Origin of the sequence: Citrobacter braakii, from assembly GCF_009648935.1 — a bacterium.
Taxonomy (GTDB): domain Bacteria; phylum Pseudomonadota; class Gammaproteobacteria; order Enterobacterales; family Enterobacteriaceae; genus Citrobacter; species Citrobacter braakii.
In genome coordinates this window covers 3,548,551-3,572,489 of sequence record NZ_CP045771.1, presented here as the reverse complement: position 1 = coordinate 3,572,489, position 23,939 = coordinate 3,548,551, and the positions used below count along the sequence as shown (strand labels likewise).

The following is a 23,939-nucleotide window of genomic DNA, read 5'->3' as shown; positions in this document are numbered from 1 at the left end:
TAGGGAGCCTGCGACAGATAAATAACGTACGCTATGATTTATTAGTGAAACAGTCATACTTTTCTTCCCGAAAATGGGCGTCAAAAAAGAGGGGGCGTTATGAACACTCAACCTGTCATCGGGATTAGTGGATGTTTAACCGGCTCAGCCGTGCGATTTGACGGCGGGCATAAACGGATGGGATTTGTGATGGACGAGCTGGCTCAGTGGGTGACTTTTAAACCTGTCTGCCCGGAGATGTCCATCGGTTTGCCTGTACCACGCCCCGCGTTGCGTTTGGTTCAAACCGCCCAGGGGAATATCCGCATGTGTTTTAGCCATGCGCCTGGTGAGGATGTAACCGATAAAATGTCCGATTTCACCGCTTCATATATCAATGGGCTTGGCGGTCTGTCGGGTTTTATCGTCTGTGCTAAATCACCGAGCTGCGGAATGGATAGAGTGAGGCTGTATGACGAAAAGGGAAATCGCGGGCGAAAAGAGGGAACCGGTCTGTTTACCGGCACCTTAATGGAAACCTACCCGTGGTTGCCGGTCGAAGAAGATGGCCGCTTGCACGATCCGGTGCTGAGGGAGAACTTTGTCGAGCGAGTGTTCGCGTTACATGAGCTTAATATGCTGCGAGCCTCTGGTCTTACTCGCCACGGTTTACTCAACTTCCACAGCCGCTATAAGCTCCAGCTTTTGGCTCATCACCAGGCGGGTTACCGGGATATTGGCCCTTTTGTCGCCTCGCTCCATCAGTGGGATGATTTGGACGCTTTTTTCGTGGTATATCGCGAAAAGCTAATGGCGATCCTCAAAAAGCCCGCCTCACGGAAAAATCACACCAACGTACTGATGCATATTCAGGGCTACTTCCGCGATCGGTTGAACACCCGCCAGCGCGGAGAGTTGCGTGACGTTATCCTCAACTATAGCGGCGGACTGCTGCCAATATTGGCGCCACTGACTCTGCTCAAGCACTACCTTGCTGAATACCCAGACAGCTATTTGCTTACCCAGAACTATTTTGATCCTTATCCGAAGGATTTAGCCCTACGGTTAATGATTAATTAGCCTGATAGCGAGTAAATCTGGGGCAGAAATATCCGTTGTTCGCGAAGGTTATCCCTGCCGTTTTCTGATGCGTTTAAGCAGGGATAATTTTCACGGTGTGTAATCGATGATAAAAATGCGGCCCTGCACCCACGGGCAAATGTGCCGGCCGCGATTTAACCGTTTCTGATTTCTTCATCGATACAAGGCTGAGGTTTGCCAAACAGATATCCTTGCGCGAAATCGCAGCCCAGAGCCTGAAGTCTTGCCAGTTGCTCCTGCGTTTCAACACCTTCTGCAACAGCCTTCATATTGAGAGATTTCGCCATACCCGTGATCAGTTTGATGATAGTCAGGGCGTCTTCCTGCGTAGATATCGAATGCACAAAGGACTTGTCTATTTTGATTTTATCGAAGGCCAGTCTGCTGAGGCGCGAAAGAGAAGAGTATCCGGTACCAAAATCATCGATGGAGATTTTTACCCCCAGGGCCCGGAGCTTATTAAGCGTATTTATCGGTGTAGCACTCTCGGTAAAGAGAGAGGATTCAGTCACTTCCAGTTCGAGGCGGTCAGGTGGAAGTCCAGTTTCTTTCAGAATGGTTAACACGATTCCTGCAAAGGCCTTGCTGCTTAGCTGGACAGGGGAGACATTGACTGAAATTTTAGCCGGAACCGCCCAACCCGCGGCTTCCCTGCAGGCAATTTCCAGCACCGCTTTCCCCATCTCATTAATCATCCCTGTTTTTTCAGCAACAGGAATAAAGCTATCCGGCGACAGGAGGCCCTTGAGAGGATGGACCCAACGAATAAGCGCCTCATAGCTGTATATTTTCTGACTGAAAGAATCGACAATAGGCTGGTAATACACCACGAACTCTTTGTTCACTATTGCTAATGCCATATCATGCTCAAGCGTTCTGCTTTCCTGCAATTTTTCTAACATTCGTTGCCGGAAGACTTTTATTTTGCCAGAGCCTTCATTTTTGGCTTCATAAAGGGCCAGATCGGCAAATTTATAAAGATAGTCGGAGCGACGCTCATTTTCTGAGATAACAATGCCAACACAGGTAGTTATGTTGATAATTGTGTTGTAAATGGTGTAGGGCTGGCTGATAAACTCACATATTTTCTGGGCTCGCGACACGGCCCGACCTTCTGTCAGGCCACTTGAGAGAAACGCAAACTCATCCCCGCCTAAGCGATACAGCGTATCCGACGTAAGGCTTGTCGAAATCAGACGATCGGATATCTGGCGCAGTAACATATCACCGGCATCATGACCATACGTATCATTGACCTCTTTGAATCGATCTAAATCAAACAACATCACAGTCACAGCATCGTTATTTTTCTCTGCCATTTCGATTGTTTTATTTAAATCGCTCCAGAATAGCTGGCGGTTATTCATCTCGGTGAGCGAGTCATGGTAGACGTCATATTCCAGTTTGGCATTCTGAATTTGTAGCTTTTCCTTCGATTTTTGCAGTTCTTCGGCAAGACTCTTGACCTGAAGGTGCGCTCGCAGAATATTTCTGTTTTGATAAAAAATGAGCACACCCAGAATCGCACTCAGTATTATTAGCAGTACAGATGTCGTTGAGTAAATATAGTACAGCGTTTGAATTTTTTGGTTGGCGTTATTAATCGAGTTTACATCTTTGTTTAATGCGCCGGATGAAAGACGGCCAAGTTGTGCATCCAGGGTATGCATTTTTTTCAGATACGCCTGGAGTGCTGGACGGTTCATTTTTTCGAGATTATCATCCAGATAACTAAGGATATTTTCAAGTGTTTCCGCTAGCTCACGGTGGGCAATATTGCTTTCTATGTAGCGCCCCAAATCACCTTCTTTTATCAAATCACTCTGGCTGAGCATAATGTCGAGACGCATGCGTACATCATCAAGATTCATCGTATCATCGATAGTGTAAAGACCAAGCAACGATTCAAATCGGTAATATTGTGATACCAACTGAGCGGCAGACCAGGAATCGGTGTAGTGAGTCAGTTTCTGTAGCTCTTGTTGCCTTTCATGTACGAGGAAAGAGATATATCCGGTCGATATAAAAAGAAAAAAGATGATGCCAGCCAGTATTCTGTTCATGATGTTCCTCTGAACGCTTACTCAATATCCATACTACTGACCTGCCATGCAGACCTTGAATAATAAATCTGATTATTTAGTTCCGGCATGCTGTCATAGGGGTACACAATGAATAATGGGCCCTTATCACGGATGCGCATATATTTTCCGTTGATTTTTAAAGCAAGGATGGCATTGTATTTTTTGAAATCACTGAGAGGGATAACGGTGGTGTAGTCATTAAGCGCAGTAACCTTTACAACGGAGCCGCTCGCTCCAACATAATCCATGAGTTTTTGTAGTGGAATACCCGTAAAGGTCGTACGTCCATTATACCAGGGGGAGGTGGTCTGAAAACTTACCATGCCCAGCTTCTCAAGGCTGGCGGTATCAAAAACCGCTTTCCCGTCTTCATTTGTATTTTCAATATTACCGGATAACGTTAAAAGAACTTTACCGGTGGGCCTGGAAAGTTCACCCGCCCAAAGCTGGGTGGAGAGCACAACGCTTACCAACATGACTATTAACCGCATTCTAACCTCACCAATCAGCCGGATGTAAAAGAATTATAATTTAGATATCACGCTATTTATATATTCCGCCTGTCTATTATTGGTGATGTGAAGCCATTTGTATTTTAATTCATTTAAATCAATGGGTTGTCATGCTTAATGGTTATGAATATTTATTAAATCAGGCGAAGTCTGTTATTAACGGACGGTGATTTTTGTTGTGTCTGTACAAAAAACACTCACTCTGTGGTTGTTAAAAAATCACACGATCATAAAGGTTTATTTTTTTGTGCAGCGACAGGGAATCGTTGTTTTATCGGCGGGTAACCTTGTTGAATAAATCAAACTTTTGCCTATTCCCGGGATTAGATTACACAGGCGTAGCAGACGTTCAAAAATAGTCAATTATCAGGAATTCAAAATATGCAAAATCACCTACGGGATCGTCAGCAACTTAATGAACTTATCAATGGCTGGATGCACCGCGATTGGGGGAATATGCCGCGCTGGCTTGCTGCCTGAGCCAGGCGGATATACCTTGCTGAGCGCCGCATAACCGGGTTTATTCGCCAGCCTGAGCCGACTGGCGGGCATACAGATACGCGGTTGCTCTGGAGACGCCCAGATGCTGCGCCACTGTGTCCATAGATTTTCGTACGTTCAGCAAACCGTCTTTGCGTAATTGTTGAATCAGTCGTTTACGGTCTTCAGGTTTCAGGGCGCGGGCCGTCGTTGCGCATTTAGCGGCAAAGTCATCGATACGCTGGCGGATGACTTCGTTACTGCCGGGATCGATATGTTCCTTAATGGGGGAGTCCGCGGTTTCAGTAAAACGCGCAAGGGCACTCTGCATGCCACGAAACAGCGTCATATCCACGTTCAGACAGAGTGCTGCTACGTATTTGCCTTCGTCATCCTTGATGCCGATGGAGGTACTTTTCACCGGGCGGCCATCGGCAAACTGGTTGCTGTAGTTGGCAATAATGCTGGGAAATTCAGGCGATGCGATTCGCGCCAGACCCAGTTCTGTTGCCGGTTGGCCGGGTTCTCGCCCGGACAGGTTATTATGGATGGATAAAATGGCATGTTCAGGATTTTTGAGATCATGAACCACCACTTCGCAAAACGGAGAGAAGGTCTCGCTCAAGCCCCTGGCGATAGTGTCAATTTGGCTGAGAAGTGAGTTGTTATCGGTTTTTGGCATGCCAGTCTCCTGCGGTGATGCCTGTTGCCATAATTGCGGGCAGTTTACAGTGAGCAGGGTTCGCTTTTCCAGACGCGAGTGTTCAGACGGTAATAAGGTATCCGCATGGCAGATACCTTCTTGATTACCCGGCAAGGAATTCACTGTAGCGGCTGATATCCACGTTCCCGCCGCTGATGATAATGCCGATTTTTTTGCCGCGAAGTTCAGCTTTGCGCGCTCTGGCGGCGGCAAAACCCAGACAGCCAGTCGGCTCCACGACAATTTTCATTCGCTCAGCGATAAATTTCATCGAGGCGACTAATTCATCGTCTGAGACAGTCAGAATATCGTGCACATTTTGCTGGATAATCGGAAACGTAATATTCCCGAGATGTTGGGTCTGAGCACCGTCAGCAATGGTTTTCGGCGTATCGATATGAACAATCTTTCCGCTGCGAAACGATTGTTGACCATCGTTTCCTGCCTCCGGCTCGACACCATAGATGATGCAGTCAGGTGACAGATGTCTGGCTGCCAGTGAGGAGCCCGAAAGCAGGCCGCCACCGCCCAGACACACGAAAAGAACGTCTAGCTGACCCACTTCTTCAATCAGCTCTTTTGTGGCGGTACCCTGGCCCGCAATCACGTGCGGATGGTCGTATGGCGGGATCAGCGTCAATCCTTGTTTCTCTGCCAGCTCCCGTCCGATTTTTTCACGATCTTCGGTATAGCGATCGTAAATCACCACATTTCCACCATAACCTTTTGTGGCTGCAACTTTAGCCGCCGGGGCATCATGCGGCATGATAATCGTCGCCGGGATCCCCAACAATTTTGCCGACAGGGCAATGGCCTGCGCATGGTTGCCGGACGAAAAGGTGACGACGCCCGCAGCGCGTTGTTCTGGCGTGAACTGGCGTAACGCATTCATGGCTCCGCGAAATTTAAACGCGCCCATTCTCTGGAAGTTTTCGCACTTGAAGAAAACTTCAGCACCAAATTCGTCATTAACCGTTCGGGAGGTCATCACCGGCGTTTTGTTGGCATAGTCGGCGATGCGCTCTGCCGCGGCGGCAACATCGTTATAATCAGGCAGTGTCATCTCAGTCATTGTTGTTCACCTGTATGTCGTTAAACGTCATGCTTGTGGGGCCAGGGCTATAGCTTCAACTTCCAGCGCGAAACCATAATGAAGTTCTGCAACGCCCGCTACCGCGCGGGAGGGCCGGAAATCACCGATCCACTCCCCATAGATTTTGTTAAACGTTGGCCATTGGTTGATATCTGTTACATAGACGCGTACTGACACCAGGTGCTGTCGAGAAACCCCTGCGCCAGCCAGGCAGGCATCAATATTCTGCAGTACCAGCCGCGTCTGTTCTTCAAAAGAGGCCTCGGTTTTTTTTTCGCCATCACTTGTGACCGGCAACTGACCAGAAATGAAGACGAATCCGCCAGCCGTTGTACTGTGTGAGTAATGACCTGCAGGCGGAAAACCTCCTGCAGATGAGTTCAATGTAATGTCCACGGACATAAGAGAATCTCCTGTAGTTAGTGGTAATTCATTTTGTATAAAATAATACTGTTTGTATTATTTTATACGCTTTCATACCGCGTTCGGCTAGTGATAGTTTTCACAGATGATGATTTTGTGAACTATGGCAAACGTGACCCACGTTATATAGCTATCCTGGCGCGGTGAAAGAGGGGGAACGCTTTTGATGAGGGTAAAGCAGGGGAGTGAAGAAGCGCCCCGGGGCGGGGCGTTAAAGCCAAAAATTAGCCGATATGGCCGTGGTTAATCTTACTTAACGGTTCATTGATATCGAAGATTTTGCACGTCACGTCTTCCACACCCAGGTGCTTCAGGCGAGCCGTGTGTTTTTTGATATAGGCCAGAGCGCTGTTTTCATCCTGAAACAGGTAGATGCCACCCGCTTCGTGGTTTGCTGCGTTCTCGGTCCAGATTTTCCAGATGAAACCCGGCTCCTGGTTGATGGATTCGGCCAGTTCAACAAGCTGATGTGACATCTCAGCGCCAAACGGACCAGGAAAATCAAAGTGTATCTGCACGAGTTTGTTCGCCATAAATCCTCCATGGATTGGTTAATTCGGGTAAGGCTGCTAGCGTAACAGCACCTTACCCGTCAGATAAGTTACTGCTTGTCCACCAATATAAACACGCGTTCCTGTCAGTTGGCAGCGTAAATCGCCGCCGCGTTCAGAGACCTGGCGCGCCAGCATCTGCGGTTTATTCAGTTTTGCAGCCCAGTAAGGAATCAGCATGCTATGCGTCGAACCGGTGACCGGGTCTTCTGCGACTGCTTCACCCGGGCAGAAGAAACGGCTGACGAAATCGTATTCCCCGTCACCCGGCGCGGTGATACATACCATTTTCCCGAGGGGAATCATGGCGTGGATATTCGGGCGCACAGCCTCAACCTGCTGTTGATTCTCCATCACGACCATGTAATCGCGCGCGACGCGCACTTCTTTATATTCGGTGATGCCCAATGTTTCCAGCAGTAAGGCGGGCGGTTCGGCAGGTTCGCTTTGCCAGGCAGGAAAATCAAGCGTCAGCCAATCACCGCTGCGCGTGACCGTCAGTGGACCCACAAAACGGGTGGCAAAATGGATGGTCGCTTCCGGGTAATCCAGATGTTCAAAGATGACATGTGCGGCGGCAAGCGTGGCATGCCCACACAGATTAATTTCGCCTTGCGTGGTAAACCAACGCAGCTCGAAGCCATTCTCATTGGCGACAAAAAAAGCGGTTTCCGACTGGTTATGCTGCTGCGACATTTTTAATAATATTTCATCGGGCAACCAGTCATCGAGCGGGCATACTGCTGCGGCATTACCGCCAAACGTCGTAGTGGTAAAGGCATCTACCATGTAGAAATCGATTTGTTGCACGGTGTAACCCTCTCATCGCACTCAGGATATCCCACACTCTATCATGCAATGATTGTCATTGGTTAAGCGCCCTGATTCGCTAGTGTGGTAAAAATTCGCTATCATCCGTTTCCACACTTCATCCTGGCCGCTCATGTCTACGATCCTCGATACCTTTATTGCCCCGCCTTGTCATGAGGAGATAGCGATCCTCTATCAGGACGAGCATCTGGTGCTTATCAATAAACCCACCGGACTGCTTAGTTTGTCGGGGAAAAACCCGCAGAATCTCGATTCGGTACATCACCGGCTGGTACAGATTTACCCCGGCTGTACGCTGGTACATCGGCTTGATTTTGGGACGTCAGGGCTGATGGTGATTGCCCGTAACAAGGCTATCAACGCCGCGCTTTGCCAGCAGTTCAGTCAGCGCGCGGTAAGCAAGGTGTATAGTGCGTTGTTGTGCGGGCATCTGAAAAACGATGAAGGCGTTATAGATGCAGCGATTGCCAAAGACCCGGCGCTGTTTCCACTGATGTCGATTTGCGCCATTAACGGTAAACCCGCGCGCTCGCGCTATCAGGTTATTGAGCGTTTTCATCATCGCCAGCAAGATGGGGCGTTACTCGCTTTGACGCGGGTACGGCTGACACCTGAAACCGGGCGTACCCACCAGTTGCGGATCCACTGTCAGCAGTTGGGGCATCCCATTTTGGGGTGCGATTTATATGGTGGGCGTCTGCTGCCAGGCACCGAACGGACGTCGAGACTGATGCTGCATGCCAGTGAACTGCATTTCAGGCATCCGGTCAGTCAGGAATGGATGACGACCCAAAACGCCAGCCCGTTTTGAGAATATAAAAAAGCCGCCAGATGGCGGCTATTTGGGGATTATCGTGCGGCGCGTTGTAAAATAACCGCTGACGGCTGGCGCTGAAGAAAACGCATCCGCAACATCATCAACACTGCCGCAGAGGTCAGGCCGATAATAAAGCCCATCCAGAATCCTGCCGGTCCCATCCGGTCAACCACCAGATCGGTCAGCGCCAGAATATAACCGCTCGGCAGACCCAGTACCCAGTATGCCGTAAAGGTAATAAAGAAAATGGAACGCGTATCTTTATAACCACGTAGGATACCGCTGCCAATAACCTGGATAGAGTCCGATATTTGATACACCGCGGCCAGTAACATGAGCTGCGCTGCCAGAGCGACAACTTCCGGGTTATTGTTGTAGAGCAGGGCAATGTGCTCACGGAATGTTACGGTGAAAATCGCCGTCACAACCGCCATGCAGACGCCGACGCCCAGACCTGTTCTGGCTGCGGTTTGCGCATCCAGCGTGGAACCCTGGCCCAGACGATAACCGACTCGAATGGTGACGGCTGCAGCCAGAGACATCGGCAGGACGAACATTAACGAGCTGAAGTTGAGCGCGATCTGGTGTCCGGCCACGTCGACAATCCCCAGCGGGGAAACCAGCAGCGCCACCACAGCAAACAGCGTCACTTCGAAAAATAACGCCAGCGCGATAGGTAAACCCAGCTGTACCAGACGCTTCATTACGGCGGTGTCCGGTTTCTGGAAACCACGCTCATTACGGATATCACGCATCGAGCGTGCGCGTTTAACGTATGACAGCATGGCGATAAACATCACCCAGTAAACCGCCGCCGTTGCCACGCCGCAGCCCACGCCGCCAAGTTCCGGCATGCCAAAATGCCCATAAATGAAAACATAGTTAACAGGAATGTTCACCAGCAGGCCGAGAAACCCCATCACCATCGCCGGTTTGGTTTTGGCCAGACCTTCACACTGGTTACGGGCTACCTGGAAGAACAAATACCCCGGCGCGCCCCACAGCAACGCGCGCAGGTAGCCGACGGCTTTATCTGCCAGCGCCGGGTCGATATTATGCATGGAGCGAATAATGTATCCCGCGTTCCAGAGCACGATCATAATCAGAATGGAGACGCTGCCCGCCAGCCAGAAACCCTGGCGTATTTGATGGGCGATACGATCGCGGCGCCCTGAACCATTGAGTTGCGCAATCACTGGCGTCAAGGCCAGCAGCAGTCCGTGACCAAACAAAATGGCCGGCAACCAAATAGATGTGCCAATGGCGACGGCCGCCATGTCCGTGGCGCTGTATCCGCCCGCCATGACGGTATCAACGAATCCCATTGCGGTTTGAGCGATTTGCGCAAGAATCACTGGAATTGCCAGAGCTAATAACTGACGCGCTTCACTTACATACTTTTGCACGTGTACACCACTATATTGTTGTTATTTGAGAGACTAAAAAAGCCGCCTTATATGGCAGCAAGGAGAAAAAGCAGGGGAAATTTCAGTCTATTGTAGCGAGGAATACGTAATTCTCCAGTGAAAAAACAGGCAGTAGCGGCGCATTGCTGGCAACCTGAATTTCCACCTGCTATTGTGCTGTGCAGAGATGTCTTAATTCAGTTCAGGAGTTAGAAGTATGTTTACGGGTATTGTGCAGGGCACCGCGAAACTTGTGTCCATTGATGAAAAACCAAATTTTCGTACGCATGTTGTGGAGTTACCTGAATATATGTTGGATGCGCTGGAGACCGGCGCATCGGTTGCCCACAATGGGTGCTGCCTGACGGTAACCGAAATCAACGGTAACCAGATAAGCTTTGATCTGATGAAAGAAACGCTGCGTATCACCAATCTGGGTGACCTGAAGGTTGGGGATTTGGTCAACGTTGAGAGAGCGGCAAAATTCAGTGATGAAATTGGCGGACATTTAATGTCGGGCCATATTATGACGACCGCCGAAGTGTCGAAAATTCTGACCTCGGAGAACAACCGCCAGGTGTGGTTTAAAGTTCAGGATCCGTCGCTGATGAAATACATCTTGTACAAAGGATTTATCGGAATTGATGGCATCAGTCTGACGGTCGGTGAGGTGACACCGACGCGTTTCTGTGTGCATTTGATCCCGGAAACGCTGGAACGTACGACGCTGGGTAAGAAAAAGTTAGGCGCGCGGGTCAATATCGAAATCGATCCTCAAACCCAGGCGGTGGTTGATACCGTTGAGCGCGTACTGGCGGCGCGTGAAAGCGCCATCAGTAACGTAACGGGTGAGGCGGGAGCCTAAGCCAGAGTGTAAAACCCCCGTTGGCACGGGGGTGATAACGATTAGCGGGGAACGCGCAGGCCGTGTTCAACGCCGCGGGAAAAAACCACCTGCCACAGCTGGATGTCGCGAGCACGAAACGCACCGGCGCAGGCGTTCAGGTAATAGCTGAACATCCGTTTAAAGCGTTCGGTATAGTTATCGGCGATTTCAGGCCAGGATCTCATGAAACGCTCGTGCCAGGCCATCAACGTTGTATCGTAATCCGCGCCAAAATTATGCCAGTCTTCCATCACAAAATGCGGCTCGCTGGCGTTGGCAATCTGGCGAACTGACGGTAAACAGCCGTTCGGGAAGATATATTTATTGATCCACGGATCAACGTTATTGTCGGTCTTTTTGGAGCCGATGCTATGCAGCAAAAAGAGACCGTCGGGTTTTAAATTACGATCAACCACTTCAAAATAAGTCGCGTAGTTCTTCGGCCCCACATGCTCAAACATGCCAACGGAGACAATGCGATCAAATTTGTCGTTCAGGTCGCGATAATCCTGCAGCAAAATTGTGACATCCAGCCCCGCACAACGCGCCTGCGCCATTTTCTGCTGTTCTGCCGAAACGGTCACGCCCACCACGCTAACGCCATATTGTGACGCCATAAACTGGGATAAGCCGCCCCAGCCGCAGCCAATATCGAGCACCCGCATGCCTGGCTTCAACTGCAGTTTTTCGGCAATCATTTTTAGCTTCGCCTGTTGGGCAGATTCCAGGGTATCGGCATCTTTCCAGTAGGCGCAGGAATACTGCATATAAGGGTCCAGCATGCGGGTAAAGAGATCGTTGCCCAAATCGTAGTGTTCTTTGCCGACGACCCACGCACGTTTTTTGGTCTGTAAATTGAACAGGCGAGCCGTGGCGATACGGAGCGTATCTTTAAAGTGGCGGGGGAGTTGGTTTTCAAGACCGGCGCGCAGGACTTTACAAAAAAACATGTCCAGCCGGTCGCATTCCCACCAGCCATCCATATAACTTTCGCCCAACCCTAACGATCCTTCCTGCAGTACGCGTTTGAAAAAATCGGGGTTCGTTACGCGAATATCTGCCGGTGCCGGACCATTAATGGTAATACCTGCACGGCTTAATAATTCATTGGTGATGCGGTACCAGTCATCATCCGGTACGCTGACGTCTTCTATACACGATGAACTCATAGCTTCTCCATCACTGGTCGGTGATCAGAACCTTAAAATAGCGTAGACGCTTTTTTGGGCTTTGTGAGAACTCTCACGGAATTAATCCGCGAATCTATAATCCGACGTAGAACAGAGGAAGGGAGGAACCCTTGCCGAAAAGACCATCCATGGGAAAACGGGAACGTTCTTGTCCCCGTTAACACATAACAATTATCGTTTTTTTAACAACTGGAAATCAGTATAGGCCTGAATTTTTGACGATTCAACCAATAAATATTAGCAGGCTAATCAATTATCAAGGGTGATTACTAGTGAGACTCACCGTGGGCAATTTGCGCCCGATCATCTGTGTGCGGGGCGTTAGCCTTCTGCGATTGCATTTTGTAACCCGCGGCCGCCAGCAGCACCGTTGTCAGCATCACGCTGGTGGTGGTGAGCAGCGGGGTGGCGATCAACCAGGAAACCACAAGGCTTGCCAGGAAGCATAAACCCAGTTGCAGTGTGTTCTGCAATGCCGCTGCGCGTCCCGTAGCCTGTGGGAAAGGACGTAACGCCTGAGCCACAACAATAGGGTAGATTGCTCCATTGGCAATCGCCATAACGCAGAATGGGATGAGGATTTCAGCCAGCGCAACATGGTGAATAAAGCCGGTTGCCCAGGTGGCCACTACGCTAAAGGCATACAGAATGAGTAACCAGGGCAGCAACTGACGGCCCTGCCATTTTTGCAGCGCAGCGCGGCAGCCGTAACCACCAATTAAGAAAGCGATGGTTTGTGGAACATAGCTCAGGCCAATCACCGCCGGACTGTAGCCCATTTCGCTGAGGATGAACGGGGAACCCGTCAGCCACGCGAAGAAGCTCGCGGAGCAGGCGGCATAAATCAGCACGTTTCCGCGGTAAACTTTTGAGCGCAACAGGGTAGCGAAAGTCAGTTTATCCTGGCTGTCGTCGCGTGCTTTAGCTGTTGGTTTTAAGCGCAGAGCCGGAAGCATCAGGATTAGAGTAATGGCAAACAGGGTGGCGAAAATGGCCTGCCAGGAAAAATGTACCAGGATCCAACTGCCTAATAACGGCGCTAATGCCGGGGATAACCCGACCAATGGCATAATGGTGGCAAAGATGCGGTTTACTTTTTGTGAAGGATAATAATCGGTGACCAGCGCCTGCCAGATAACCGATGCCGCACAAACGCCAACGGCCTGAACAAAGCGCAGTACCAGCAGACCGGTGGCATTTTCAACCCACAGCATGCCCAAACTGCCCAGCGCGAAGATGGATAAACCCAGAAGCAAAACTGGCTTGCGGCCATAATGGTCAGAGAGCGGCCCCCACAGAAGTTGCGCGACGGCAAAACCCGCTAAGAATAAGCTAAGGCTGGCGCTGACGGCAGATGCAGGTGTCTGCAGATCGGACTGAATTGCGGCGAAGGCGGGCAGATACATATCCGTTGCCAGAAAGCCGAGTACGCTAAGACCCGCCAGCCAGACTAAAAATCCTTTCCCAGGTTGCATCATCATTTCTCTTTTTTTAGCAGTAGAACAATGCCGCTGAGTGTAGTGAGTGTAATTCTTGCTGTGAAACGCTAATATTTGCTTACTGATTTCAAATTTTTTGTGGGCAGAATATGTGGTCGGAATATTCACTTGAAGTTGTGGATGCGGTTGCGCGTAACGGTAGCTTTAGTTCGGCCGCGCAGGAGTTGCACCGCGTACCCTCGGCGGTAAGCTACACCGTGCGTCAACTGGAAGAGTGGCTGGCGGTGCCGCTTTTTGAGCGACGCCATCGGGATGTGGAATTGACGCCTGCCGGTGCATGGTTTCTCAAAGAAGGCCGCTCTGTTATCAAAAAAATGCAGATCACCCGCCAGCAATGTCAGCAAATTGCCAACGGCTGGCGCGGGCAGTTGGCGATCGCGGTAGATAACATTGTCCGCCCGGATCGTACCCGACAGATGATCGTGGATTTCTATCGTCATTTTGATGATGTCGAACTGCTGGTTTTCCAGGAGGTGTTTAACGGTGTCTGGGATGCGCTGTCCGATGGGCGCGTTGAGCTGGCAATCGGCGCCACGCAGGCGATTCCGGTGGGGGGACGCTATACCTTCCGCGACATGGGAATGCTGAGCTGGAGCTGCGTGGTGGCAAGCCATCATCCGTTGGCGTCAATGCCCGGACCGCTAAGCGACGATACGTTGCGCAACTGGCCGTCGCTGGTGCGTGAAGACACGTCGCGTACGCTTCCTAAGCGTATTACCTGGCTGCTGGATAACCAAAAGCGCGTTGTGGTGCCTGACTGGGAATCTTCTGCTACCTGTTTATCTGCAGGTCTGTGCGTGGGCATGGTACCGACGCATTTTGCCAAACCGTGGATTGATAGCGGCAAATGGGTCGCGCTACAGCTGGAGAATCCATTTCCTGATGCCGCATGTTGCCTGACATGGCAACAGAACGATACATCGCCGGCATTGAGCTGGCTGCTGGACTATTTAGGGGATAGTGAAACGCTGAATAAGGAATGGTTGCGGGAGCCCGATGAGGCTCCCGCACCACAGTCTTAACGACGGTAATCGCGGAACGGGCCGTCGGCAACGGAACGGCGTTCTACCAGGCGCGGATGAACCTCGATAGACTGCGACTCTTCACGTTTATTCACGATACGGTCTAACAGCATGTTGAAGGCCGTTTCCCCCAGTGAATCTTTAGGCTGGTGAATGGTCGTCAGAGCCGGCGTGAAGAAGCGGGCGTTGCGCACGTTGTCGTAACCGATGAGCGAGACATCCTGCGGTACGCGCAGTCCCATCTCGTCAGCGGCGCACAGCGCACCCATCGCCATGATATCGCCACCGCAGAAGACGGCGGTCGGACGATGCGACTGTGACAGAATTTGCTGCATGGCGCGATAGCCCGATTCAGGCTCAAAATCGCCCTGCACAATCCAGTTTTCAGGAACTTTAATCAGCGCTTCTTCCATCGCTTTCATAAAGCCTGCCAGACGCCCGGCTCCGGTATTACGCTCCATTGGGCCTGGGATCACGCCAATCTCACGATGACCGCGTTCTACCAGATACCGACCCGCCATGTAACCGCCTTCGAAGGCGTTATCAATGACCGTATCGGTAAAGTCGGCTTTAGCTTCGCCCCAGTCCATGACGACCATCGGAATATGGCGGTACTCTTCGAGCATCGAAAGCAGCGACTCCGGATACTCAGAACACATCACCAGCAGACCATCAACGCGCTTTTGCGCCATCATTGACAGATAAGCCTGCTGTTTTTCGAGACTGTTCCATGCGTTACCCAGAATCAGGGTATAGCCTTTCTGGAAACAGTTTTTCTCAACGGCTTCGATAATTTCAGCGAAATAGGCCGCTTCGCTGCTGGTGGCCAGCAAGCCAATAGACTTGGTGTGATTCACCTTCAGGCTGCGCGCCACGGCGCTCGGAGAATAGTGCAGCTCTTTGATCGCCGCCCAGACAGCATTACGCGTTTCTTCCGCGACAAAGCGCGTCTTGTTAATTACGTGTGATACGGTTGTAGTGGAAACGTTTGCTCGCTTCGCTACATCTTTAATTGTTGCCATTACATCTCACTCCAGACCATATCCTAAGCTCCTGAGAATACTCCAGGTAAACGTTTGCCTTAACACACCCTTAGCGCAACGTAAGGGTTGCGGCACGCCGGGAAAACGACACGGAACGTCAGGAAGGGGTCAATGGCCGGTACGCTAATCAAGTAAGCGTGGAATTTTGTCTGATCTTAACGAAAAGGGGAAGAGTTAAAAGCAGTTATCAATATAAATCGTGAGAGATTTTTGCTTTCAAGTGTGTAAAAATGCGCAATATCACTTTTTGTGTGGGAATAAAAAGGAGAAAACTTGATGAGCACCGATCTGAAATTTTCGTTAGTGACTACCATTATTGTTCTGGGTTTGATCGTCGCGGGTGGCCTGACCGCAGCGCTGCATTGATTTCCCCCGAGGGAGTTCGCTCTCCCTCATCCTTTCCGCTTGCCTTTCCCGTCGATTGTTTGCGAATAAGCAAAAGTCTTTTGCAATTTTGTTAACTTTATTAATTTTGCGATCAATGTCATGCTTTTGACTCTTATTTTATGTCGCGCCCCGGCTCGACGTTACGGAGTCGAAATATGAAACTCAATTATCCTTTACTGGCGCTGGCGATCGGCGCGTTTGGCATTGGCACCACTGAATTTTCGCCAATGGGATTATTGCCCGTCATTGCCAAAGGTGTGGATGTCTCGATTCCCGCGGCCGGAATGTTAATCAGCGCGTATGCGGTTGGGGTGATGGTGGGTGCTCCGCTGATGACATTACTGCTGTCCCATCGTGCGCGACGTAATGCGTTGATATTCCTGATGGCGATTTTCACGCTGGGCAACGTGCTTTCGGCTATTTCGCCGGATTACACCACCCTGATGTTATCGCGTATTTTGACCAGTCTGAACCATGGGGCATTTTTTGGTCTTGGCTCCGTTGTCGCTGCAAGCGTAGTACCCAAACATAAGCAGGCCAGCGCCGTGGCAACCATGTTTATGGGGTTGACCATTGCCAATATCGGCGGTGTTCCTGCGGCGACCTGGCTTGGTGAAACCATCGGTTGGCGTATGTCGTTTATGGCAACGGCGGGTCTGGGCGTCATCGCCATGGTCAGCCTGTTCTTCTCATTACCCAAAGGTGGGGCGGGAGAGCGCCCGGATGTCCGTAGCGAACTGGCGGTACTTATGCGTCCGCAGGTGCTGTCGGCGCTGCTGACGACCGTTCTGGGAGCCGGGGCGATGTTCACGCTTTATACCTATATCTCACCAGTGTTACATACGATCACCCATGCCACACCGGCGTTTGTGACCGGTATGCTGGTGCTGATTGGCGTTGGCTTCTCAATCGGTAACTATCTTGGTGGCAAACTGGCTGACCGTTCCGTCAACGGTACGCTGAAAGGCTTTTTACTGCTGCTGATGGTTATTATGCTGGCCATTCCTTTCCTGGCGCGTAATGAGCTGGGTGCGGCAGTTAGTATGGTGGTCTGGGGGGCAGCGACGTTTGCGGTCGTTCCGCCGTTGCAGATGCGCGTGATGCGTGTTGCCAGCGAAGCGCCTGGATTATCATCGTCAGTCAACATTGGCGCGTTTAATCTGGGGAATGCTCTGGGTGCCGCAGCCGGTGGGGCGGTGATTTCCGGTGGGTTGGGCTACAGCTTTGTTCCGGTGATGGGGGCAATTGTGGCGGGGCTTGCGCTGCTGCTGGTCTTTATCTCGGCGCGCAAACAGCCTGAAGAGGCTTTCACTACCGCGAATTAATGCTAAAACGCAGAAGGGTTCTCCTTCTGCGTCATCTTTTTTATGCTGCGAAGTTCTTCGCAACAAATTCCCAGTTCACCAGCGCCCAGAAGTTTTCCAGGTAGCCAGGACGGGCATTGCGATAATCGATGTAGTAGGCGTGTTCCCATACGTCAACGGTCATCAGCGGCGTCGCGTCGGTGGTCAGCGGTGTACCTGCATTGGAGGTGGAAACGATAGCCAGTTTGCCATCCGTTCCTTTTACCAGCCAGGTCCAGCCAGAACCGAAGTTTTTAATAGCGGCATCGGTGAACTGCGCTTTGAAATCCGCAAAGCTGCCAAAGGAGGCGGCAATTGCTTCGGCCAGTTTACCGGTAGGTTCGCCACCTGCGTTCGGTGCCAGGCAGTTCCAGTAGAACGTGTGGTTCCATACCTGTGCTGCGTTATTGAATACACCGCCTTCAGAGCTACGTACGATCTCTTCCAGTGATTTGCCTTCAAACGCCGTGCCTTTAATCAGGTTGTTCAGATTAGTCACGTAAGTTTGATGGTGTTTGCCATAGTGATATTCCAGCGTTTCGGCAGAAATGTGCGGTGCCAGAGCATCTTTGGCATACGGTAATGCAGGTAATTCAAACGACATTGCTTCTCTCCTTATTATTTATATTGAGTACACACAATAGCCTCATTGTGAGTAAGGATAGGGTAGCAAATTGAAAGGTTATGCAAAAGAAGAACTTACCCTACAGCATGTACTGTAGGGTAAGTTTTTAACGAATTGTTTTTGGCGTCATTACCCGACGAGCGCCCACATAGTGGCGCTGCCAGTAATCTTCACTCAGAGAGGTGATTTGAATTTCCTGGCCGCTGCGCGGTGACTGAATAAACTTACCGTTGCCAACATAAACGCCAACGTGATCGGCAGTTCCACGCCCCTGGGTACGGAAAAATACCAGGTCGCCATTTTTCAGTTCGCCACGTTCAATCGGCGCAGCATCGCGCAGATGATACATTTCGTTCGCTGTACGTGGAATGCGGAATTTCACCAAATCTTTATAGGCGTAATAGACCAGACCGCTGCAGTCAAACCCGGTTCTTGGTGAGGTGCCGCCCCAGCGATAAGGCTTGCCGATTTGGTTCATCAGCGTGGACATGGCGGTTTTAGTGGCTTTCTGCACTTTCACTTTATGCGCGTCAGCCAGCGTCGTTGGTGCGGTGGTTTTCACTTTTACACAGCGCGGCTTATGGCCTTTGCGCGGCGTGCATTTTTCAGTCCAGGTAACGGCAGCGGTTTGTGCTGCGGTGTTTTTACCACGACGGTTTACTGTTTTAGTCGACTTTGCCGGAGCGGCAGTACGATGTTTAGAAGAGGAAGCGGTTTTGGTGCTGGTTTTGCTGGTGGTTTTTGTCGCCGTTTTTTTGCTGGTCTTTGTTGTTTTTTGGCTGGTTGTTGCGCTTTTCTTTTTATCTACCGTTTTGATGGTGTGGGAATGGGTAGGTGTCGTCCTGGCCTGCTTGGAAGCATGAGCCATGGGCGTAAAGGGCAGTGTAGTAAAAAGTAAAGCACAGAGCGTGATCGAGATTCGGTTTATCCGCGCCACTGAGCAATCCTCTGGTAAGGCAGGTCTATCATGCCTGCGTGTGATTTTCAAAACTTGATGATTCTAATCTATAGAAAGAGGGAAAGTTAATAGCTTTTTTGTTTAAAACTACGTTTCGTAACCGACCGCAAAAAAAATCAGCAATTAAAGTTGGCGTTGGTGAACGAATAATCAAATCCACAGGCTTTAAGGGGATAAATGAGATTGTGAATGCAACTTTTGGCGTCAGGGGATAAAATAATAACGCGTAATGAAAATGTTATTTTCCGTTGCCTGTCTGACCCGCTACAATGTCAGACTACTGCCGTAAAAGAAGTTTAAGGAAGCAAGATAATGAGCACCACTATCGAAAAAATCCAGCGCCAGATCGCTGAAAACCCGATTCTCCTGTACATGAAAGGTTCCCCTAAACTGCCAAGCTGCGGTTTCTCCGCTCAGGCTGTGCAGGCGCTGTCCGCCTGTGGTGAACGCTTTGCTTATGTTGATATTCTGCAGAACCCGGATATTCGCGCCGAGCTGCCGAAATACGCAAATTGGCCAACCTTCCCGCAGCTGTGGGTTGATGGCGAGCTGGTTGGCGGCTGTGACATTTTGATCGAAATGTACCAGCGCGGTGAGTTGCAGCAGCTGATTAAAGAAACAGCGGCGAAATACAAAACCGAAGAGCCGGACGCTGAATAATATCAGCGTAAATAAAAAAGCGACCTCGTGATGGTCGCTTTTTTTATCGGTCCGTTATGCCTCTTCAGGCATGGGAAGAGGCCAGCCGCCGAGACGTTTCCAGCGGTTAACAATTTCGCAAAACAGCACGGCCGTCCGTTCGGTGTCATACAGCGCCGAGTGCGCCTGAGTCCCGTCAAATTCCATTCCCGCCGCCAGGCACGCTTTCGACAACACAGTTTGCCCCAGAGACAGGCCGCTTAAGGCTGCAGTATCAAAGGTGACGAACGGATGAAATGGATTACGTTTGAGCGAGGCGCGTTCTGCAGCGGCCATCATAAAACTGTGGTCGAACGTAGCGTTATGCGCCACCATGATCGCCCGATTGCAGCCGCTGTCTTTAATCCCTTTACGCACCATTTTAAAGATGGCATGCAGAGCGTCATATTCGCTGACCGCGCCGCGTAGCGGATTGTTAGGGTCAATTCCGTTAAAGGCGAGGGCTTCCGGCTGCAAATTCGCGCCTTCAAATGGCTCTACGTGGAAATGTAACGTCGTGTCCGGCATCAGCCAGCCTTGTTCATCCATTTTCAGTGTGATGGCTGCGATCTCAAGCAGCGCATCGGTTTTGGCATTGAACCCTGCGGTTTCGACATCAATGACGACAGGATAAAAACCACGAAAACGGTCACACAGACCGGAAAGTTGAGCGTTATCGGACATCTGGGTCTCTTAATACGGGAAAATTGCAGCGCGTATTATGGCAAAATGATGAGTATAAAACTACGGGCACAGACGATCTGCGCCCGTGGGGAGGTTAGTCGCCCAGGCCGCGCCCGGCGTCTTTCTCTTCGATCAGTTCAATTTTATAACCGTCTGGATCTTCAACGAACGCAATTACGGTGGTGCCGCCTTTTACCGGACCGGCTTCACGCGTGACGTTACCGCCATTCTGACGAATACGTTCACAGGCTTCGGCTGCGTTGTCTACGCTCAGGGCGATATGGCCGTAGGCAGTGCCCAGCTCATACTTGTCGACACCCCAGTTATAGGTCAGTTCGATCACGGCTTCGCTGGTTTCAGGGCCGTAGCCGACAAAGGCCAGGGAGTATTTGTATTCAGGGTTTTCGCTGGTACGCAGCAGCTTCATGCCCAGCACGTTGGTATAAAACTCGATGGAACGCTGCAGGTCACCCACGCGCAGCATGGTATGAAGTAAACGCATCTTTTTCCCCTTCGAAAATGGCTAATACATTCAAAATGTTGTTTTAGTATAGCGGCGTTGTTACGCCGCTATCAATGGCAGAACGGAGTTTGTGACGTTAGAGGGTAGGATAATCGGTGTAACCTTCCGCGCCGCCGCCGTAGAAGCTTTCGGCACGTTGCGGATTCAGCTCCGCTTTACGCTGCAGGCGCGCAACCAGATCTGGGTTTGCGATATAGGCGCGACCAAAAGCAACGGCGTCGATCAGGCCCTTCTCGATCAGTGCTTCTGCTTTTTCAGGTGTGTAGGCACCCGCACCAATGATCGGACCGTGGAAACGTGCACGAACTTTTTCGCGAAACGCATCGGAATACGGCTCGCCGCCAGCCCAGTCCGGCTCAGACATATGCAGGTAAGCGATTCCGCGCTTGCCCAGTTGTTCAATCAGATACAGCGCATCAGCTTCTTCGTTCGGGCCGTTGTCAACGTTCTGGAATGAGCCAATCGGAGATACGCGAATACCAATGCGATCGGCACCCCATTCTTTAATACCGGCATCGACAACTTCCAGCACCAGACGCGCACGATTTTCGACGCTGCCGCCGTATTGATCGGTACGCTGGTTAGACGTTGGCGACAGGAACTGGTGCAGCAGATAGCCGTGAGCGGAGTGCAGTTCAACCATGTCGAAACCCGCTTCGCGCGCGTTGGCAATCGCCTGACGGAAGTCATTAACGATGCCGGGAATTTCTTCAGTTTCCAGCGCACGCGGCATTGAGGTATCCGCACGCGTTGCCAGACCATTTTCATCACGCAGCGAGGTCCGGGTACCGGCGCTAATTGCGGAAGGTGCGACCGGTGCCTGACCGTTGGGCTGCAGACTGGCGTGAGAGATGCGCCCGGTATGCCACAACTGGACCGCAATATGACCTTGCTCCGCATGTACGGCAGCGGTGATTTTTTTCCATGCGGCAATTTGCGCTTCGCTGTGTAAGCCGGGTGCCCCCGCATAGCCTTTCGCCTGTGCGGAAATCTGTGTAGCTTCACTGATGATAAGACCCGCGCTGGCGCGTTGACGGTAATACTCGGCCATCAGCGGAGTAGGGATGTCGCCAGGCTCAATGCTGCGCAGACGCGTCAGTGGCGCCATGAATACGCGGTTTGCTGCCGTAATAGCACCCACTTTCAGTGGGGAAAAAAGTTTTTCAGATGACATATGGCACTCCTGAATAGACCGGTCGTCTAGTAATAAAAGAAATAAAAACGCCTGTTAAACGGCAGGCGTAGTAATGATGGTTTTAACGTGCGCCAGCGCATTTTCCAGCGGGGTGGCGCTACGAGAAATCTTGGCCTGCAGGTTGGCGCCCAGCCACAGCGCATACAATACCTGCGCCTGCTGTAACGGCTCGCCAACAAAGGACAGACAATGATTTGCCTGACCTTTCTCCAGCGCCTGCGCTAACAGCGCAATAATGTGCCGCGCGCCTTTATCCATCGCCGTGCGCATATCTTCTGACAGATCGCACACTTCGGCAGACAGTTTTACGGTTAAACAACCGCTGATAATGCCGTGCTGGCTAAACTGGTTCAGGGTTTCCTGATAGTAGGCCAGAATACGGTCGCGATAGTTTCCTGCCCCCGTATCAAAGTGCGTAGCCAGTCGCTGATGATAGGCCGCATAGTGGCGTTCCAGCATCGCAACACCGAACGCTTCTTTAGAGCGAAAATAGTGATAAAACGAACCTTTGGGGACTTCTGCGGTTTTCAGTAGTTCGCTTAAGCCCATACCGGTGAAGCCGCGCTGCATACACAGCAGTTCGCCAGTCGCCAGCAGATGTTCGCGTGTATCGTGTTCAGTGATTTTGTTCATGGGAAGGAGTGTAATAGACCAGTCGGTCTAATGCAATAGCGCTTGCGAGAAATTCAGTTAACGTCTTCAATAGGTATATCAATCTTACGAAAGGAGGGGATGTGGCCGAACAGCTGGAGTTTTTCCCCGTCCAGAGCCCATGCCGTGGAATATGTCAGTCTGACGAGCGCGGTTTTTGCCGCGGCTGTTTTCGCAGTCGGGATGAGCGTTTTAACTGGCAAAAGATGAGCGATGCCGAAAAGCAGGAAGTGCTACGGCTTTGTCGTCAGCGCCTGATGCGTAAATTACGAGCAAACAAAGCCAACCCTTCGGAAGAACCGCAACAACCTTCACTCTTTTAAAAGCGTAATTGCGTATACTCGATGCACATTCACTTATAAGGAAGCTGCTATGGTTCAGCGTATTACTATTGCGCCGCAAGGTCCGGAATTTTCTCGCTTTGTAATGGGGTATTGGCGCCTGATGGACTGGAATATGTCCGCGCGCCAGCTAGTCAGCTTTATTGAAGAACATCTGGATCTGGGCGTTACCACCGTCGATCACGCCGATATTTACGGCGGATACCAGTGTGAAGCGGCGTTTGGTGAGGCACTGAAGCTGGCCCCGCATCTGCGTGAAAAAATGCAGATTGTTACCAAGTGCGGGATCGCCACGACGGCGCGCACGGAAAATGCGCTGGGTCATTACATCACCGACAGCGCGCATATCATTGCCAGTGCGGAAGCATCGTTGAAGTTACTGGCGACCGATCATATTGATTTGCTGCTCATCCACCGTCCCGATCCGCTCATGGATGCGGACGACGTCGCTGACGCGTTCAAAAAATTGCACCATAGCGGAAAAGTGCGTCACTTTGGCGTATCTAACTTCACCCCGGCACAGTTCTCACTGCTGCAATCGCGTCTGCCGTTCACGCTGGCGACTAACCAGGTTGAGATCTCACCGGTACATCAGCCGCTCCTGCTGGATGGTACTTTAGATCAACTGCAACAACTGCGCATTCGTCCGATGGCCTGGTCCTGCCTCGGCGGTGGTCGTCTGTTTAATGACGATGCGTTCCAGCCATTACGTAATGAACTTGCCACAATCGCAGAAGAGTTAAACGCGCAGTCCATTGAGCAGGTGGTGTACGCCTGGATTTTACGTCTGCCGTCTCAGCCGTTGCCGATTATTGGCTCAGGGAAGATAGAGCGCGTACGCGCTGCCGTTGAGTCTGAGTCATTGAACATGTCTCGCCAGCAGTGGTTCCGTATTCGCAAAGCCGCGCTGGGTTACGACGTACCGTAATCGCGT

Annotated in this window: 26 protein-coding genes; 9 read left to right on the top strand and 17 right to left on the bottom strand. The window is 51.0% G+C overall.

Features of this window, described 5'->3' with window-relative positions:
- The first annotated feature begins 99 nt into the window (after window positions 1-99).
- Window positions 100-1,059: a YbgA family protein gene (locus GFC06_RS16700; RefSeq protein ID WP_153690395.1), complete on the top strand. Its 960-nt coding sequence runs from the start codon at window positions 100-102 to the stop codon at window positions 1,057-1,059.
- Window positions 1,060-1,214: 155 nt separating this feature from the next.
- Here the strand turns inward: GFC06_RS16700 and GFC06_RS16695 are convergent, their stop codons facing one another.
- From GFC06_RS16695 to GFC06_RS16665, 7 genes are all read right to left on the bottom strand, one after another.
- Window positions 1,215-3,143, bottom strand: coding sequence for a putative bifunctional diguanylate cyclase/phosphodiesterase (locus GFC06_RS16695; RefSeq protein ID WP_153690394.1), 1,929 nt, complete (start codon window positions 3,141-3,143; stop codon window positions 1,215-1,217).
- Window positions 3,144-3,160: 17 nt separating this feature from the next.
- The gene (locus tag GFC06_RS16690; protein WP_016152974.1) at window positions 3,161-3,655 is read right to left on the bottom strand and encodes a molybdopterin-dependent oxidoreductase; all 495 of its coding nucleotides are present in this window, start codon (window positions 3,653-3,655) and stop codon (window positions 3,161-3,163) included.
- 541 nt (window positions 3,656-4,196) lie between these two features.
- The gene (locus tag GFC06_RS16685; protein WP_016152975.1) at window positions 4,197-4,838 is read right to left on the bottom strand and encodes a helix-turn-helix transcriptional regulator; all 642 of its coding nucleotides are present in this window, start codon (window positions 4,836-4,838) and stop codon (window positions 4,197-4,199) included.
- 124 nt (window positions 4,839-4,962) lie between these two features.
- Entirely contained in the window at window positions 4,963-5,931 is a 969-nt protein-coding gene (locus GFC06_RS16680; protein ID WP_049281612.1) for a threo-3-hydroxy-L-aspartate ammonia-lyase, read from the bottom strand.
- A gap of 27 nt (window positions 5,932-5,958) precedes the next feature.
- Window positions 5,959-6,354 (bottom strand): RidA family protein, encoded by a 396-nt coding sequence (locus GFC06_RS16675; protein ID WP_019076721.1) that lies wholly within the window; start codon window positions 6,352-6,354, stop codon window positions 5,959-5,961.
- Window positions 6,355-6,599: 245 nt separating this feature from the next.
- Window positions 6,600-6,908, bottom strand: a complete 309-nt coding sequence (locus tag GFC06_RS16670; RefSeq protein WP_153690393.1) for a monooxygenase — start codon at window positions 6,906-6,908, stop codon at window positions 6,600-6,602.
- Between the two features lie 36 nt (window positions 6,909-6,944).
- Window positions 6,945-7,736, bottom strand: a complete 792-nt coding sequence (locus GFC06_RS16665; RefSeq protein ID WP_153690392.1) for a PhzF family phenazine biosynthesis protein — start codon at window positions 7,734-7,736, stop codon at window positions 6,945-6,947.
- Window positions 7,737-7,869: 133 nt separating this feature from the next.
- Between GFC06_RS16665 and GFC06_RS16660 the strand changes: the two genes are divergently transcribed.
- Window positions 7,870-8,568, top strand: coding sequence for an RluA family pseudouridine synthase (locus tag GFC06_RS16660; RefSeq protein ID WP_153690391.1), 699 nt, complete (start codon window positions 7,870-7,872; stop codon window positions 8,566-8,568).
- A gap of 38 nt (window positions 8,569-8,606) precedes the next feature.
- Here GFC06_RS16660 and mdtK read toward each other — a convergent pair whose 3' ends face one another.
- Window positions 8,607-9,980 carry a multidrug efflux MATE transporter MdtK gene (gene mdtK / locus GFC06_RS16655; RefSeq protein ID WP_016152981.1) on the bottom strand — a complete coding sequence of 458 codons (1,374 nt, stop codon included), beginning with the start codon at window positions 9,978-9,980 and terminating at the stop codon, window positions 8,607-8,609.
- A gap of 217 nt (window positions 9,981-10,197) precedes the next feature.
- Here mdtK and GFC06_RS16650 point away from each other — a divergent pair, with 217 nt between their 5' ends.
- On the top strand, window positions 10,198-10,845 hold the full coding sequence (locus tag GFC06_RS16650; RefSeq protein WP_016152982.1) for a riboflavin synthase: 648 nt from the start codon (window positions 10,198-10,200) through the stop codon (window positions 10,843-10,845).
- A 41-nt stretch (window positions 10,846-10,886) separates the two neighbouring features.
- Here the strand turns inward: GFC06_RS16650 and cfa are convergent, their stop codons facing one another.
- Window positions 10,887-12,035, bottom strand: a complete 1,149-nt coding sequence (gene cfa, locus GFC06_RS16645) for a cyclopropane fatty acyl phospholipid synthase (RefSeq protein WP_016152983.1) — start codon at window positions 12,033-12,035, stop codon at window positions 10,887-10,889.
- A gap of 290 nt (window positions 12,036-12,325) precedes the next feature.
- Window positions 12,326-13,531 carry a purine nucleoside transporter PunC gene (punC, locus tag GFC06_RS16640; RefSeq protein WP_016156423.1) on the bottom strand — a complete coding sequence of 402 codons (1,206 nt, stop codon included), beginning with the start codon at window positions 13,529-13,531 and terminating at the stop codon, window positions 12,326-12,328.
- 113 nt (window positions 13,532-13,644) lie between these two features.
- Here punC and punR point away from each other — a divergent pair, with 113 nt between their 5' ends.
- On the top strand, window positions 13,645-14,577 hold the full coding sequence (gene punR, locus GFC06_RS16635) for a DNA-binding transcriptional activator PunR (RefSeq protein WP_049281608.1): 933 nt from the start codon (window positions 13,645-13,647) through the stop codon (window positions 14,575-14,577).
- Here the strand turns inward: punR and purR are convergent.
- Complete coding sequence (gene purR, locus GFC06_RS16630; RefSeq protein ID WP_003832757.1) at window positions 14,574-15,599, bottom strand: HTH-type transcriptional repressor PurR; 1,026 nt, start codon at window positions 15,597-15,599, stop codon at window positions 14,574-14,576. The two genes, punR and purR, sit on opposite strands and share 4 nt — an antisense overlap.
- Before the next feature lie 297 nt (window positions 15,600-15,896).
- Between purR and cydH the strand changes: the two genes are divergently transcribed.
- Both cydH and GFC06_RS16620 read left to right on the top strand, forming a co-directional pair.
- Window positions 15,897-15,986 (top strand): cytochrome bd-I accessory subunit CydH, encoded by a 90-nt coding sequence (gene cydH, locus GFC06_RS16625; RefSeq protein WP_003029209.1) that lies wholly within the window; start codon window positions 15,897-15,899, stop codon window positions 15,984-15,986.
- A gap of 176 nt (window positions 15,987-16,162) precedes the next feature.
- The gene (locus GFC06_RS16620) at window positions 16,163-17,332 is read left to right on the top strand and encodes an MFS transporter (RefSeq protein WP_046276347.1); all 1,170 of its coding nucleotides are present in this window, start codon (window positions 16,163-16,165) and stop codon (window positions 17,330-17,332) included.
- Window positions 17,333-17,372: 40 nt separating this feature from the next.
- Here GFC06_RS16620 and sodB read toward each other — a convergent pair whose 3' ends face one another.
- Both sodB and GFC06_RS16610 read right to left on the bottom strand, forming a co-directional pair.
- Window positions 17,373-17,954, bottom strand: coding sequence for a superoxide dismutase [Fe] (gene sodB, locus GFC06_RS16615; protein ID WP_016152988.1), 582 nt, complete (start codon window positions 17,952-17,954; stop codon window positions 17,373-17,375).
- Window positions 17,955-18,081: 127 nt separating this feature from the next.
- Window positions 18,082-18,912, bottom strand: coding sequence for a C40 family peptidase (locus GFC06_RS16610; protein WP_047417633.1), 831 nt, complete (start codon window positions 18,910-18,912; stop codon window positions 18,082-18,084).
- A 333-nt stretch (window positions 18,913-19,245) separates the two neighbouring features.
- Here GFC06_RS16610 and grxD point away from each other — a divergent pair, with 333 nt between their 5' ends.
- Entirely contained in the window at window positions 19,246-19,593 is a 348-nt protein-coding gene (gene grxD / locus GFC06_RS16605; protein ID WP_003832760.1) for a monothiol glutaredoxin 4, read from the top strand.
- Between the two features lie 54 nt (window positions 19,594-19,647).
- Here grxD and rnt read toward each other — a convergent pair whose 3' ends face one another.
- The 4 genes from rnt to GFC06_RS16585 form a co-directional block, all read right to left on the bottom strand.
- A complete protein-coding gene (rnt, locus tag GFC06_RS16600; RefSeq protein WP_131405887.1) occupies window positions 19,648-20,295 on the bottom strand; it encodes a ribonuclease T in 648 nt (215 codons plus the stop codon).
- 94 nt (window positions 20,296-20,389) lie between these two features.
- The gene (gene gloA, locus GFC06_RS16595) at window positions 20,390-20,797 is read right to left on the bottom strand and encodes a lactoylglutathione lyase (protein ID WP_003029198.1); all 408 of its coding nucleotides are present in this window, start codon (window positions 20,795-20,797) and stop codon (window positions 20,390-20,392) included.
- Window positions 20,798-20,894: 97 nt separating this feature from the next.
- Entirely contained in the window at window positions 20,895-21,992 is a 1,098-nt protein-coding gene (gene nemA, locus GFC06_RS16590; RefSeq protein ID WP_003029197.1) for an alkene reductase, read from the bottom strand.
- 54 nt (window positions 21,993-22,046) lie between these two features.
- Window positions 22,047-22,646, bottom strand: coding sequence for a TetR/AcrR family transcriptional regulator (locus GFC06_RS16585; protein ID WP_016152991.1), 600 nt, complete (start codon window positions 22,644-22,646; stop codon window positions 22,047-22,049).
- Window positions 22,647-22,747: 101 nt separating this feature from the next.
- On the opposite strand from GFC06_RS16585, the gene GFC06_RS16580 reads away from it, so the two are divergent.
- Window positions 22,748-22,987, top strand: coding sequence for a DUF1289 domain-containing protein (locus tag GFC06_RS16580; RefSeq protein WP_016156428.1), 240 nt, complete (start codon window positions 22,748-22,750; stop codon window positions 22,985-22,987).
- A gap of 49 nt (window positions 22,988-23,036) precedes the next feature.
- Window positions 23,037-23,933 carry an aldo/keto reductase gene (locus GFC06_RS16575; protein ID WP_016152993.1) on the top strand — a complete coding sequence of 299 codons (897 nt, stop codon included), beginning with the start codon at window positions 23,037-23,039 and terminating at the stop codon, window positions 23,931-23,933.
- The last annotated feature ends 6 nt before the right edge of the window (window positions 23,934-23,939 follow it).